Annotated in this window: 11 protein-coding genes, 1 tRNA gene and 1 pseudogene; 8 read left to right on the top strand and 5 right to left on the bottom strand. The window is 38.8% G+C overall.

What is annotated here, in order from left to right:
• Window positions 1-6 precede the first annotated feature (6 nt).
• Genes sdhA through sdhC form a run of 3 tightly spaced genes read right to left on the bottom strand, consistent with a single transcriptional unit; the run spans window position 7 to window position 2,486 of the window.
• A complete protein-coding gene (sdhA, locus tag ACLKL2_RS01260; RefSeq protein WP_413693069.1) occupies window positions 7-1,773 on the bottom strand; it encodes a succinate dehydrogenase flavoprotein subunit in 1,767 nt (588 codons plus the stop codon).
• Entirely contained in the window at window positions 1,774-2,118 is a 345-nt protein-coding gene (sdhD, locus tag ACLKL2_RS01255; RefSeq protein ID WP_113818009.1) for a succinate dehydrogenase, hydrophobic membrane anchor protein, read from the bottom strand.
• The gene (gene sdhC / locus ACLKL2_RS01250; protein ID WP_113818008.1) at window positions 2,112-2,486 is read right to left on the bottom strand and encodes a succinate dehydrogenase, cytochrome b556 subunit; all 375 of its coding nucleotides are present in this window, start codon (window positions 2,484-2,486) and stop codon (window positions 2,112-2,114) included. The genes sdhD and sdhC overlap by 7 nt, the downstream gene beginning before the upstream one ends.
• A gap of 380 nt (window positions 2,487-2,866) precedes the next feature.
• Between sdhC and gltA the strand changes: the two genes are divergently transcribed.
• Entirely contained in the window at window positions 2,867-4,144 is a 1,278-nt protein-coding gene (gltA, locus tag ACLKL2_RS01245; RefSeq protein WP_113818007.1) for a citrate synthase, read from the top strand.
• An 84-nt stretch (window positions 4,145-4,228) separates the two neighbouring features.
• Window positions 4,229-4,936, top strand: coding sequence for a leucyl/phenylalanyl-tRNA--protein transferase (gene aat, locus ACLKL2_RS01240; protein ID WP_413693068.1), 708 nt, complete (start codon window positions 4,229-4,231; stop codon window positions 4,934-4,936).
• A 50-nt stretch (window positions 4,937-4,986) separates the two neighbouring features.
• Here the strand turns inward: aat and ACLKL2_RS01235 are convergent, their stop codons facing one another.
• Entirely contained in the window at window positions 4,987-5,262 is a 276-nt protein-coding gene (locus ACLKL2_RS01235; RefSeq protein WP_413693067.1) for a CBS domain-containing protein, read from the bottom strand.
• Window positions 5,263-5,506: 244 nt separating this feature from the next.
• Between ACLKL2_RS01235 and ACLKL2_RS01230 the strand changes: the two genes are divergently transcribed.
• Window positions 5,507-6,052: a DUF2058 domain-containing protein gene (locus ACLKL2_RS01230; protein WP_413693066.1), complete on the top strand. Its 546-nt coding sequence runs from the start codon at window positions 5,507-5,509 to the stop codon at window positions 6,050-6,052.
• Window positions 6,053-6,156: 104 nt separating this feature from the next.
• Entirely contained in the window at window positions 6,157-8,478 is a 2,322-nt protein-coding gene (locus tag ACLKL2_RS01225; protein ID WP_413693065.1) for a PilZ domain-containing protein, read from the top strand.
• 77 nt (window positions 8,479-8,555) lie between these two features.
• Here ACLKL2_RS01225 and serB read toward each other — a convergent pair whose 3' ends face one another.
• The gene (gene serB / locus ACLKL2_RS01220; protein ID WP_413693064.1) at window positions 8,556-9,575 is read right to left on the bottom strand and encodes a phosphoserine phosphatase SerB; all 1,020 of its coding nucleotides are present in this window, start codon (window positions 9,573-9,575) and stop codon (window positions 8,556-8,558) included.
• A gap of 127 nt (window positions 9,576-9,702) precedes the next feature.
• On the opposite strand from serB, the gene ACLKL2_RS01215 reads away from it, so the two are divergent.
• The 4 genes and pseudogenes from ACLKL2_RS01215 (at window position 9,703) to mdoH (ending at window position 14,011) form a co-directional block, all read left to right on the top strand.
• Window positions 9,703-10,350, top strand: a complete 648-nt coding sequence (locus tag ACLKL2_RS01215; RefSeq protein ID WP_413693063.1) for an AhpA/YtjB family protein — start codon at window positions 9,703-9,705, stop codon at window positions 10,348-10,350.
• A gap of 122 nt (window positions 10,351-10,472) precedes the next feature.
• Window positions 10,473-10,548, top strand: a tRNA-Val gene (locus ACLKL2_RS01210).
• Window positions 10,549-11,026: 478 nt separating this feature from the next.
• Window positions 11,027-12,605: pseudogene (locus ACLKL2_RS01205) on the top strand (glucan biosynthesis protein).
• The gene (gene mdoH, locus ACLKL2_RS01200) at window positions 12,593-14,011 is read left to right on the top strand and encodes a glucans biosynthesis glucosyltransferase MdoH (RefSeq protein WP_413693062.1); all 1,419 of its coding nucleotides are present in this window, start codon (window positions 12,593-12,595) and stop codon (window positions 14,009-14,011) included. The pseudogene ACLKL2_RS01205 and the gene mdoH overlap by 13 nt, the downstream one beginning before the upstream one ends.
• Window positions 14,012-14,022 lie beyond the last annotated feature (11 nt).

Raw genomic sequence — 14,022 nt, 5'->3', positions numbered from 1 at the left:
AACCTTCTAGTAAACACGCGCTTTAGGTGGGAAAGCTTCACGTAGTACTGGCGCCATATTCACGTCACGTTTACACATACTTTCTGTTTCTGCGATATACATACTATGATGTAACCAGTTTGCATCATCACGCTCGGGGAAATCGAAGCGGCTATGTGCACCACGACTTTCTGTACGGTAGTTAGCTGATTTAGCAGTCGCTAAAGCAGTTTCCATTAAATTATCTAACTCTAAACATTCGATACGATCAGTATTAAATTCACTGCTCTTATCACTTAACTTAGCATTTTTAAGACGCTTACGAATATTTTCAAGTTCAGCCAGACCTTCAGCCATCGCCGGACCATCGCGGAATACACCGAAGTTATTCTGCATACACTCTTTTAAGTCTTTGCGTATTTCGTTAGGGCATTCAGTACCGTCACCTTTCTCCCAACGATTGTAGCGTTCTAATGCAGCTTCGATATTCGCTTCAGTTGGTGCTTTAGAAGTGTTTTCAACACTTAATACTTTACCGAGGTGCTTACCTGCAGCACGACCAAATACGACTAAATCTAATAAAGAGTTACCGCCTAAACGGTTAGCACCATGAACAGATACACAGGCAATTTCACCTACTGCAAACAATCCTTTTACTTCAACATCTTTACCGTCTTGATCAAGTTTCAATACTTGCCCATTAACCGTTGTAGGTACACCGCCCATCATATAATGACAAGTAGGAATAATTGGAATTGGCTCATGCACTGGATCTACATGTGCAAAAGTACGTGATAAGTCACATACACCTGGTAGACGACTTTCTAGAACCTCTTTACCCAGATGATCTAATTTCAACTTAATGTGCGTCCCCCAAGGTCCTTCACATCCACGCCCTTCACGGATTTCAATCATAATTGAACGAGCAACCACATCACGACCCGCTAAATCTTTAGCGTTTGGTGCGTAACGCTCCATGAAACGTTCACCATCTTTATTTAAAAGATAACCGCCCTCTCCTCGACAACCTTCTGTTACCAAAGTTCCAGCACCAGCGATCCCTGTTGGGTGAAATTGCCACATTTCCATATCTTGTACGGGTACACCTGCACGCAGAGCCATACCAATACCATCACCTGTATTGATGTGTGCATTGGTTGTTGAAGCGTAAATACGACCAGCACCACCTGTTGCCAGCACAGTAGCTTGTGCTTTAAACATACATACTTCACCGGTTTCTATTTCAATGGCAGTACAACCAACCACATCACCATCATCATTTTTAACTAAATCAAGTGCGTACCATTCAGAAAACACGGTCGTTTTATTTTTAATATTTTGTTGGTATAAGGTATGTAACAAAGCATGGCCAGTTCGGTCAGCAGCAGCAGCAGTACGTGCGGCTTGTTCGCCACCAAACTCTTTAGATTGACCACCGAAAGGACGTTGGTACACAGAGCCATTTTCAAAACGAGAAAATGGTAATCCCATATTTTCAAGTTCACGTACTGCTTCAGGCCCTTCGTTACACATATATTCAATAGCGTCTTGATCACCAATGAAGTCAGAACCTTTAACCGTATCGTACATATGCCACTGCCAATTATCTTCATGTGCATTACCTAACGCAACAGTAATACCACCCTGAGCAGATACAGTGTGAGAGCGCGTTGGGAATACTTTACTGATCAACGCACAGCTTTTTCCTTCTTGCGATATTGATAATGCCGCGCGCATACCTGCACCACCAGCACCAATTACAATCGCATCAAATTCTCTAATTGGTAAACTCACTTAAACACCCCACAAAATTACAAAGCCAAAAATAACATACGCAAATGCCACTGTTGTTAACACAAACTGTAATGTGCCACGAAGTAACGTACATTTAACGTAATCCGTTAGTACTTGCCATAGTCCGATCCATGCATGTACTAACATCGCGACTAAAGCTAATAGGGTCATTACTTTAGTGAATGTTAATGAGAAAAAGCCTGTCCAAACTTGGTAAGTTAGGTCGGCAGTTGCTACAAAGCCCACAAGATATAAAATGTAGGCTAATAGAATAACTGCACTGGCACGTATCAAGATGTAATCATGTACACCACTTCGTCCAAAAGTACCTGCGATTTTTACCATACTAAAATCCCCGCTAAGATTGATAATACAACAGTGATACCGAAGCCCACTTTTGCACTTAATGAAGCACTGTCTAACTCTTCCCAATGACCCAAATCTTGAATCATGTGACGAATACCAAAGACTGCATGGTATGCCAAGCCAGTTAATGCTCCCCAAAAGATAAATTCAACGATAAACATATCAAGGTAACCTTGAACACGTTGGAAATCTTCAGCGGATGATAATGAACAGTTTAGAAGGATGAGGAATATTGCTAAAGCAATAAAAACGATGATCCCAGATACACGATGCAAAATAGAAGCAATGGCGGTAATGGGAAATTTAACCGTGGATAGGTCTAAGTTTTTGGGTCTCTCTTTGCGCACAATTTATCTCTTTATTAATGGCCAAAAGTTAGGGGTTGGTTTACAGACGCTATTGTTATCACAATGTTAACAACTTGTGATGGTCAATTCTATCTTTTGTGAGCTAAGCACGAAAAAAAACAAACTTTGTGACAGATAAAACACAAAAAATAATTAACTCAAACATCAGGATATCAGAGACTTGAACGAACTTGTAGTCCTAATTTTGTTAATGGATTTTAAGGTGTAAAAGTTGCTTAGTATCTCGCAAAGGTTAAATGTTAAATTTGACAATCTGAAATTTAGACTGTAAAAATATGCCATCAAAATACGGACTAATAATAAAGATAATAAGATATAGAAGATAAGAATCATTATAATTTACAGACAAGGGGAAAATAATGTCGGATAAAATCGCAATACTTCAGTTACCAGGGCAAGAGCCTGTTGAACTTCCTATTCATCAAGGATCTGCTGGTAACGATGTAATTGATATCCGTAGCTTAGGTCAGTCAGGCTACTTCACTTACGATCCTGGTTTTCTAGCAACAGCTTCTTGTGAATCTGCAATTACTTACATCGATGGTGAAAAAGGTGTTCTATTACACCGCGGTTACGCAATCGATGAATTAGCTGAAAAATCAGATTACCTAGAAGTATGTTACCTACTCTTAAACGGTAAATTACCGACAGAAGATGAGTTCGCGAAATTCAAACACACTGTATTACATCATACTATGTTGCATGAGCAACTTGTCGCATTCTACCGTGGCTTCCGCCGTGATTCACATCCAATGGCGATCATGGTTGGTGTAGTTGGCGCACTTTCAGCTTTCTACCATGACTCTTTAGATGTTGCTAATGAATCATGTCGTGAAATTGCTGCTTTCCGTCTAATCTCTAAAGTACCAACGCTTGCAGCGATGAGTTACAAATATTCAGTTGGCCAACCATTCATGTACCCTGATAACACATTATCTTATGCGGGTAACTTCTTAAAAATGATGTTTGGTATTCCATGTGAAGAGTATGTTGTTAATCCAGTATTAGAAAGCGCAATGGATAAAATTTTAATCCTTCATGCTGACCATGAGCAAAATGCTTCTACCTCTACAGTACGTTTAGCAGGTTCTTCAGGTGCTAACCCATTTGCTTGTATTGCTGCTGGTATTGCATCTTTATGGGGCCCTGCTCACGGTGGTGCAAACGAAGCTTGTTTAGCAATGTTAGAAGAGATTGGTAGCGTTGACCGCATTCCAGAGTTTGTTGCTAAAGCAAAAGACAAGAATGACCCGTTCCGCCTAATGGGCTTCGGTCATCGCGTATACAAAAACCATGATCCACGTGCTACTGTAATGCGTAAAACTTGCCATGAAGTATTAGAAGAATTAAACATCGATGATCCACTTTTAGATGTAGCAATGGAATTAGAGCGCATTGCGTTAGAAGACCCATACTTCATCGAGAAAAAACTATACCCTAATGTAGATTTCTACTCAGGTATCGTTTTACGTGCAATGGGTATCCCACGTACTATGTTTACAGTTATCTTTGCTGTATCTCGTACTATTGGCTGGATTTCTCATTGGAAAGAGATGCTTGATCAACCAGGTCAAAAAATTGGTCGTCCTCGTCAGTTATACACTGGTGAAACTGACTTAAAATACCCAGAAAAGTAATTAATAGTCACACCACTTAGTGGTAAACTATAATCTTAAGCCAGTCTCTTGACTGGCTTTTTTTATGGAGTTCACTGACCAGCAATGACAAAACGTTTAATTGTACTATCTGAAGATAACTTATCTTTTCCTGACCCAGAAAATGCGTTAGATGATCCCGATGGTTTATTAGCGATTGGGGGAGACTTATCCGTATCCCGCCTTCACAATGCTTATCAACAAGCTGTATTCCCCTGGTTTTCTGAAGGAGAGCCTATTTTATGGTGGAGCCCTAAACAGCGTGCGGTGATCAAGCCTAAAGAGGTTCATATTAGTAAAAGCATGGCTAAATTTATTCGTCAAACTACACTAACGGTCACCATTAATCACGCTTTTGCTGAGGTTATTAAGGCATGTTCTCAGCCACGTAAAACGCAAGCAGAAACCTGGATCAGCTCTGATATCATCCATGCTTACACTGAGTTGCATCAACAAGGCAAAGCACACTCGATTGAAGTCTGGTTGGACAAACAACTTGTTGGTGGTTTATACGGTGTTAATGTCGGTGCTATTTTTTGTGGGGAGTCGATGTTTCATCGCCATACTAATGCCTCAAAATTAGCTTTCATTGCATTATGCCAACATTTTCAACAACATGGCGGACACTTGATCGATTGCCAAATGAGCACGCCGCACCTAGCCAGTTTAGGCGTCAAAGAAGCTTCACGTAGCGAGTTTTTGAATGCGTTATCACAGTTTAAATCGCAGGCTATTACAGAGAGTTGCTGGGATAAACAGTCTCTAACTGTTTAATAATGAATATAAAACAACGCACTACTTCAGTACGCTGTTATATCTCATTCTTAGAGTTGTGATTTAATGGCTTTTAACACCATTTTTCGAGTAATTAACCCTACATAGACATTATCCTCATCCAATACAGGGTACATTTTAGGTTTTTCTTTGATCATCTTTTGCGCTAAATCAACGATACTCAACGTTGAATGAATGCTCAATGGCGCGCTAGACATCACATCTTCAACCAAAGCTGAATGGTCACTGTAATAACTTGCCTCAATTAATTTTGCCATACAATCTTGTTCTGATAGCCAACCAACAACATGTCCCTGTTCATTCACTACTGGCCCCCAATTAGATTTGAATTTAACAACTTGTCCACTGCTGTTTGTAAGTTCATCTCTTTTGTGAAGGCAATGCTTTTACCAGACATGAATTGTTTCACCTGTAAATTATCTAACATATTAAGATCCCTCATTTTTTATGTTGTTTTTTAAATCTAGACCATTTTAATAACAAAGTCGACATTGCAAATTATATAGTGTGATAAACTAACCTTTTCAAATTTCAGCAAAGGGTTTCAATATGGCTTCATTACAGGATCAATTAATGAATTCAGGCTTAGTCAATAAGCAAAAGGCAAAACAAGCACAAACGGAAAAACGCCGTCAAGCAAAGCAAAAGAAGAAAAAAGGCACAGTCGCAGTTTCTGATGTACAAAAAGCTATTCAAGAAAAAGCAGAACTACAAAAGCAGAAAGATTTAGAGAATAATCAGCAAACCCAACAGGAGCTTGCTGTTAGAGCCGCACACGGCAAACTGATTCAAATGATCGCGCAGCATTGTGAAAAAGATTATCAAGGAGAGCTGGATTACCATTTCACCTATGACAATAAAGTGAAACGTATTGCTGTAACACCTAAAATCCAACAAGGTTTGATCAAAGGCAGTTTTGCGATTTGTGTATTAAATGAAGAGTTTTACTTAATTAACAAAGAAGCAGCAGAAAAACTACGCGCTATTGATGAATCAGTCTTAGTGGCTTTGCACGATCAAAGTCAAGTTGAAGAAACCAGCGATGAAGACGATCCGTATGCTGAATTTGCTATTCCAGATGACTTGATGTGGTAAAAATATAAGAGAAATAAACGACTTATTGCTAGTAGTAGATAAATTAACTATTATTTACTACTAGATTACCCATGCACGGCCCACCAAGCGAGATAGCAATATTTATGAACTTCAAGGATTACCAACCTCAAATCAATGCATTAATACCCTATAGAAATAAACCAGATTTCAATAGCATGCTTGATAAAATATTTTTTGGGGAGAGTCAAAGTGATAAATTCCTAGTAAAAATGGAAGTGAATCGCTTAGTAAAACCTTGTACACGTATTATCGACTTACGTGAAAAAGTAATTGATAAAACAGAGCAATACGAACACCTTGATATTACCCATTATTTAACTGTCTCTGCGAATAAAGCCCTAAAAGCAGCGTTAACACTTTATGGTGGTTACACAATCGGCGTTTATGAGCATGTGTTAAATCATGTGCAAAAAGTGAAGCAGATTCAAAATGAAAAAGCATTACAAGCTAATGTGCTAGAAGTTAATGAAAACATTACCGAAAATATCGAGCTCAATAATCATCGCAGGCAAGCCGCTGCGCGGATGTTTTTTGTTTCTGAAGTAAATATCGCGTTAGCCAATGGTGATGTACTTGCTGCCGCTACTTCCAATATTTCCGTGACGGGAATAAAAGTTAAATTACCAGAGCAAGAACAACATTTAGCCGATCAACTCGTTCAGGTCATCTTCACTGGGTTAAGCAATGACTATAAAGACAAAGCGATCAGCAATAAAAAAATCAATTATCGATTAGTAAAACAACAGCAAGAACGTACCGGTTTTTACCTGTATTTGAATATAGAAGATGATAAACCAGATTTTGTAAAATTTATTCAAGGTTTTATTCGTGCAAACCAACACAAGTATAAGTTGGATGTACTCTATTACTTTAGAGTTGCGCGTGAAAAGGCATTAAAAAACAGCACACTGAATGCTTTGAACACCCTACCTGTTTTTTTAAACGCAGAAGCAAACAAACCTATTTTGTTCATGCTACGAAATGCCGTTAATAAAGAGGTTTTAAATCAATGGCGTTGTAATAATTCGAATCAATTGCCCTTTCTATTTAGTACTGCACGTTTAGCTGCATTACTAAACACAACGGACACACTAATAACGACTACGGTTTATAGCTTCACTTACATTAAAGACGGTGAAGAGTACCTGCTCTCGGCCACCGAACAAGAATTACAAGCGCAAGGTTTAAAGCACCTATTTATTGAATATGGTAGAAACCAAACTAACTGGCATTGTTACCATCTCACTTTACAACCTTATACCTATCAAGCCGTTAAAAATTATCAGTTAACTGACGTTCGCCCTAAAATTTTCAGCGGTATTTCACATGTGGCAACATTGACCGAAATAGCAACCGATGAAATCATCTCTGTTAACCCTAAAGCTGATAAAGGTAACCCTAATTTACTTAACCGATTTGTGCATAAAGAGACAGAGCAAGGATTTACGCCTACATATGATCTATTTCCGGATGAGTTGAGAAAAGAGGAACGTTACAGTTATACAAGTAACATAGCGCTTAATATTGCTGGGCAAACGCTTACTGCCAAAATTATTGATTTTTCAGGTTCTGGGCTAAAAATTGCGTTAGCCGCCCCTAAAGCAATAGCAAAACGTAGCCTGATCAAAATTGATTTCACTGATTTACAAAAAGTAACTAAACAACATACGCTCACTAATATCGAATATCGTGTGGTGTCCAGTAGTGCAAAGCATCTCTATCACTTACAAATAGCATCAAGTGAAAGCTATAAAACCATGAAACAGTTCTTTACGCTTTTAGTGAAGAGTAATCCAGCACACTTTAAAGAGATCCCACTTAAGTCACACAAGCAGCCCGTGACTCCGCGTTTACATGAGGCAGCAGAAGCGGCACTTCACCCTGCATTCTTTTATGTAGCAATCACTAATGGTAAGCCGACTATCAGCTTTTCTTCCATTACAGAGTCATCTCGCTCATTAAAGCAACTCTTTAACTTCGACTGTAAGAGCGCGAACCAAAATAACCATATAGCACTTTCTAATAACAAACTATTAGACCGTATTCTCTTTACTCCATTACGTGAAAGCACCATAGGTAATACTCCGTTCACTATCGAACGCAGTATTTACGTTAAAAAAGTCAAAGATGATAATAATAAATGGAAAATTGAAAGTTACTTAGATGAAGATTTTGAATCAGAATTTGCGAAAAGAGAGTTTATTGTAGAACACAAAAAACTTAAACAACTGCAAATACTACATTACCGACTCAGTACCATCGATATGCCTAATTTAACGTTAATTAAGTCAGAAATGGATATTATCTCCTGTCACGCAATACATTTAACTAAACGTTTAGAAGAAGAGTTATTGAATATCAAAGTAATGCTACAAGTCATAGATAGAACAGAACAAGTTTTATAAATGTTTATCAGTCAACTGACTTAATAGCGTAGTCATGAGTAGCCTATTGTAACAATACGCTACTCATTATTAAGCGATTACGCTAAAGGTAAAGAAGCATGTAATAAACCTAACGCCCCTTCTAAATCCAAGTTATTTAAAGCAACAGACGCTTTCTCTTGTACAATTGGCTTAGCATGGATTGCAATGCCTAAAGATGAAGCAGCCATCATCACTAAATCATTAGCACCATCGCCAATTGCAACGGTTTGTGACATAGGAATATCAAACTTCTCCGCTAACTCTTGTAAAGTGCGCGCTTTCACATCCGCATTAACGATTTCACCTGTTACTTGCCCTGTTAAGGTATTATCGACAATCTCTAACGTATTTGCATAAGCCGCATCAAAGCCGTGATCGTCTTTTAATCTGTTAGCAAAATAAGTGAATCCACCCGAGGCAATAGCCACTTTCCAATTTGCTGCTTTTAGGCCGGCAATTAAAGCGACAAGACCAGGCATCAATGGCATATTGTCAGCGACTTCTTTAATTACACTTTCAGGTGCATTTGCTAATTTTCCAACACGGGTACGTAAACTTTCATTAAAGTCTAGTTCTCCACGCATCGCAGCGGCGGTAACAGCAGAAACTTGTTCCCCTACTCCATATAAACGCGCAATTTCATCAATACACTCAATTTGGATTGTAGTTGAATCCATATCCATTAATACCAAACCAGGCTTAGCAAAATCGGGTAAGCTTGCTACTAAGGCATAATCAACAGCCGCTTCCTGAGCAAACTGTTTAATTGCAGTATTTAAGTCCTCTTTACTTTTATCAAGAGATAATCTAACTAAATTAACGCCCTCAACTTGGCTAATATGACTCACTTTAGCCTGACTAATTGCATGCTCAACTAACAAATTAGTTAACGTATTCAACGTATTTGTGTTTAAATCAGTTCCCATTAAGACTAACTCAGATTGAGTAGCTATATCATTTGAGTCATTAATCAAGAATAATGCATGGTGATTTTCAATCATTGATTGTAAATCAGATTTCCATTGCATAATTGAAATAGGGTTTGAAGGGAGTTGAAGTGTTATAGTCGTTTCCACTGTAAGATGCCTATGGGTTAATTAATGTAAGATTCTGTTATAAAAACAGAATAAAAAGATGAGTCACAAGATAACGATTGCTAATTTATAATGCAAGTCTAGATAGTGTAACGAAAGGGTTAAAGATATGGGTAAGAAATTTTTTTGGATAGTACGACTGTCACAAATAGCAGCAATATTATGCCTATTTGCAATCATTGCTTACCAATTTAATAGCCTACAGAATGAATCTAACGGCGTTCGTTACCAACAAACCGAAAAATTTTCGTACTCACTTACCAATTTAGCCGCAGCAGAGGCTTCACGCTATTTAGCGCAAAAAAACCAAGACGACTTAAAATTATTGATTGATGACCTAAGTGATGACCCAATTGTCAGAGACGCCACCATCTACGATGAATTTGGTAAAATTATTTATCAGTCAGAAAAAGTATTACCCTTACCTGAGTTATTACAATTAGATGAAGAAAATACAACAAAAGTTGAAGGGGTTATTCCACATATTGCCGAGCTGTACTCTGACAATACTAAAATTGGTTATATTCGTGTGACACTCGAGCAAGGGAAAATACTAAGCTTAATTGAAAGCTATCAAGAACGTGGTCTATCAATTTTGAGTCTATTAACCCTACTCGCCTTTATTGCAGGTATGTTATTAACCATCGTTTTTTATAAAAGAGTTAATATTATCTACAAACAATCACTAGCAGAAATTCCAAAATTGATTGAACGTACAAAAACCGAAGCGGCTAAATGGCGAGAAAACGGAGCATAAATAAGCACTTAAGCTTGCCAGCGCACAAAAAATACATCAAACAAACTAAACTTCGCAAAGTTTTATTGACAGTCCCCCAGAGATAAAGCAAAATCACTTTGCTTTCAACAGCTTCTTAATAAGCTCGCTTAACTCAGTTGGTAGAGTGCCGCCATGACATGGCGTAGGTCACTGGTTCAAGTCCAGTAGCGAGCACCATTCTTTAGTTTCATCTCATACAAAAATAAATCTCATTCCTTACCCCCTTAAATTTTAGGACCGATCTCATCACAGCTAAATCTTATAGATTTGACTAAACTTATTTAAAGTTAAACTTTCCCCTTCTTTATTAAACAACAGCATTCATCTCCCTTAAAACCTATACAACCTTCTGACAAACAATAATTATCAATTTAATGTGTAATTAAAATGAAACTATTAAAATTAAAGGTTGTCTTTAATCAGAGTCTGTATTTATCACTACTGTAATTGATTGTATTCAATACAAACGATATTTAATTATCACTCAGTCATTATATGGATAGTTTTCTTAATCTTTATCTAACTTATTTCAGGTCAAATAAAACAAGTCCATTGATGAGTGTGATTATTCTTACTAAGTAAAATCTTATTTCAACTGTTAGCCATTTGGGTCATAACTGGAGAGTTAAATTATATGCCATTGTTATCTACAAGCATGCGTCATTTTACTTTAAAAAAATTGATAGTAGTAAGCAGTTTGTTGCCCAGTTTGGCAATCTCTGATACCACTTTTATTAATGAGACTTTACCAAGTGCACAAACGGCAGATACGCCGAATATTATCTATGCAGTAAATGGTGAATTTAATCGTAATACGGTGATTAATTTAGCGCGTGATTTGGCTAAAGAGTCATATCAAGAACCTGACTCTACACTACCTGCTGAATTACAAGACCTGAACTATGACCAGTACCGCGATATCCGCTTTAACCCAAATGCGTCTATTTGGAAAAATCAATCATTACCTTTTCAAATGCAGCTTTTTCATCGTGGTTTTTACTTTAAAGAAACGGTAGAGGTCGCTATCGTTGAAAATGGCCAATCACAGCATTTACGTTATAACCCTGAAATGTTTACCACAGGAGAAGTAATGCAACGTGCCCTGCCTAATGCCGATGTTGGTTTTGCAGGTATTCGCTTACATAACCCGTTAAATTCACCAGATTACTATGATGAAGTCGCAGTATTTCAAGGTGGTAGTTATTTCCGCTCTCTGGGTAAGCACCAAGGTTATGGCTTATCAGCACGTGGTTTGGCACTGAAAACGGCCGATCCTGAAGGGGAAGAGTTTCCCGCTTTTCGCGCATTTTGGATTGAGAAACCGGCCAATGATAGTAGCTCGATCGTTGTTTACGCCTTGTTAGATAGTCCAAGTACCACTGGTGCTTACCGCTTTACGATTCGCCCTGGCGATAACACTGTAATGGATGTTGAAGCGACCCTATTTCCTCGTGAAGATTTAGATAAAGTAGGCCTCGCGCCCGCAACCAGTATGTTTATGTTCTCTTCTTACGACCGAGACCAAGTAGATGACTTTCGTCCGCGGGTTCACGACTCAGACGGATTATTAATGATTAACGGACGTGGAGATAGATTATGGCGCCCTTTACGTAACCCTAATAACTTAGAGATCAGTGCGTTTAGTGATAATGGTCCCCTTGGTTTTGGTTTAATTCAACGAAACCGTAATTTTAATAATTTTCAAGATTTAGAAGCCAAATATGAGCAACGTCCTAGTTTATGGGTTGAACCTTTAGGTGACTGGGCAAGAGGCTCTGTTGTATTAGTTGAAATCCCAACAGACTCTGAAGTTAACGATAATATAGTTGCTTATTGGGCACCTAACGAGGTGATACCTGCAGGCTCGGAATACCATTTTGCTTATCGTTTATTGTGGGGACAAGCACCCTCACCGAATAAAGGTGAAGCAATCGTTGAAGCAACTCGAAATGGTCGAGCAAGTATCAATGGACCAACTGAAAAACGTTTATTTGTTATTGACTACCGTTTTCCAAATCCAACTGACAACACCAACAATCAAAACCCTACTGCGCACATCGAGAATACAGCGGGTGAAATCCATAACGTGGTTGTCGCTAAAAACCACAATAATGGATACCGCGTTACTTTTGAAGCTTGATCCACTTGATGCAGAATTAATTGAATTGAGATTAGACTTACAGTTTACCGATGGCAGAAAAGCGGAAAATTGGATGTATCAATGGACAAAATAATAGATAGAAAAGCAACTCAATCTGTGTGGAAATCCGTTGAACCAGGCATGCCAGATGAACATTTCAAAGAGATGCCCATTCAAACATTAAGTCACTTTGATGCCAGCAGTCAACGCGCTAGCGTTAATCCTAATGGGGTTCGTTCTCAAGCGTTAAGAAGATGGGTCGTGCTAGGGTCATCATTGTTATTGTCTGTTTGGGGCATTAATGAAATGCATGCGGTGTTAGGTGCGAATAACATGACCTTTATTCAATATGTATTTCTGGTTTTATTTGCCCTAACTTTCAGCTGGATAACTATCTCTTTCAGTGCGTCGATTGTTGGCTTCTTTTTAGTATGCAAACAACGCCGAAGAAAACCACAACGCATGGATAATAAATTAGTCGGCCGAACCGCTGTATTAATGCCCACCTACAATGAAGATCCAGATCGTATTTATGCCTCTATTGAAGTGATGGCAACAGCCATCGAACAAGCAGGAGAAAATGCTGCATTTGATTGGTTTGTGATGAGTGACACGACAGATCCCGATGTGGCATTAAAGGAGGAAGCTTGTTTTCATCAATTACGTAAACGTGTAAACAATACTATCAAGGTATATTATCGACGACGTCAAAAAAATACAGCGAGAAAAGTGGGTAATATTACTGACTTTTGTACGCGTTGGGGGTCAAGTTACGACCATTTATTAGTACTAGATGCCGATAGCTTGATGGAAGCAGATACCATGCTTGAGTTAGCTCGGCGTATGGAGGCGGATCCAGATTCAGGCTTAATTCAAACTATTCCTCAATTAATTAATGGCACAACATTAATGGCGAGGTTACAACAATTTGCAGCTTGTGTTTATGGTCCTGTTGTTGGTGGCGGCTTGGCGTGGTGGACTCATAAAGAAGGTAACTTTTGGGGGCACAATGCAATTATCCGCACAGAGGCGCTTATGTCTGCGGCGGGTTTACCCGATATTAAAGGAGCCCCACCATTCGGTGGTCATATTTTAAGCCATGACTTTGTTGAGGCATCATTAATTAGACGAGCAGGCTGGAGTGTCACCATTGCAGCCGACCTCTATGGTTCCTACGAAGAGTGCCCTCCTTCTATCACAGATTTAGCCATTCGAGACCGTCGCTGGTGCCAAGGTAACTTACAACATACCCGTATTATAACGGCAAAGGGTCTGCATTGGGTGAGTCGTTCACATTTGTTAACGGGGATAATGTCTTATATCTCTTCTCCGTTATGGCTGATGTTAATTCTAGTAGGGTTAGCGCTCTCTTTACAGGCTGAATATATTCGTCCTGAATACTTTGGCGATGAGTTTTCGTTATTCCCTACGGCCGCAAATGGATGCTGCTCGTGCCTTGAGCCTCTTCGCCTTTACCATGGTGATACTTTTTGTCCCTAAAACCTTAGGGT

It is taken from the genome of Psychromonas sp. KJ10-2 (genome assembly GCF_047323255.1).
Lineage (GTDB): Bacteria > Pseudomonadota > Gammaproteobacteria > Enterobacterales > Psychromonadaceae > Psychromonas.
This window is presented reverse-complemented; position numbering and strand designations above follow the sequence as displayed.

Bases quoted from the DNA above. Each gene is read 5' to 3' on its own strand.
- ACLKL2_RS01215 (WP_413693063.1), top strand. From the start codon at position 9,703: ATGGGTAAGAAATTTTTTTGGATAGTACGACTGTCACAAATAGCAGCA.
- gltA (WP_113818007.1), top strand. From the start codon at position 2,867: ATGTCGGATAAAATCGCAATACTTCAGTTACCAGGGCAAGAGCCTGTT.
- mdoH (WP_413693062.1), top strand. From the start codon at position 12,593: ATGGACAAAATAATAGATAGAAAAGCAACTCAATCTGTGTGGAAATCC.
- ACLKL2_RS01225 (WP_413693065.1), top strand. From the start codon at position 6,157: ATGAACTTCAAGGATTACCAACCTCAAATCAATGCATTAATACCCTAT.
- ACLKL2_RS01230 (WP_413693066.1), top strand. From the start codon at position 5,507: ATGGCTTCATTACAGGATCAATTAATGAATTCAGGCTTAGTCAATAAG.
- aat (WP_413693068.1), top strand. From the start codon at position 4,229: ATGACAAAACGTTTAATTGTACTATCTGAAGATAACTTATCTTTTCCT.
- sdhD (WP_113818009.1), bottom strand. From the start codon at position 2,118: ATGGTAAAAATCGCAGGTACTTTTGGACGAAGTGGTGTACATGATTAC.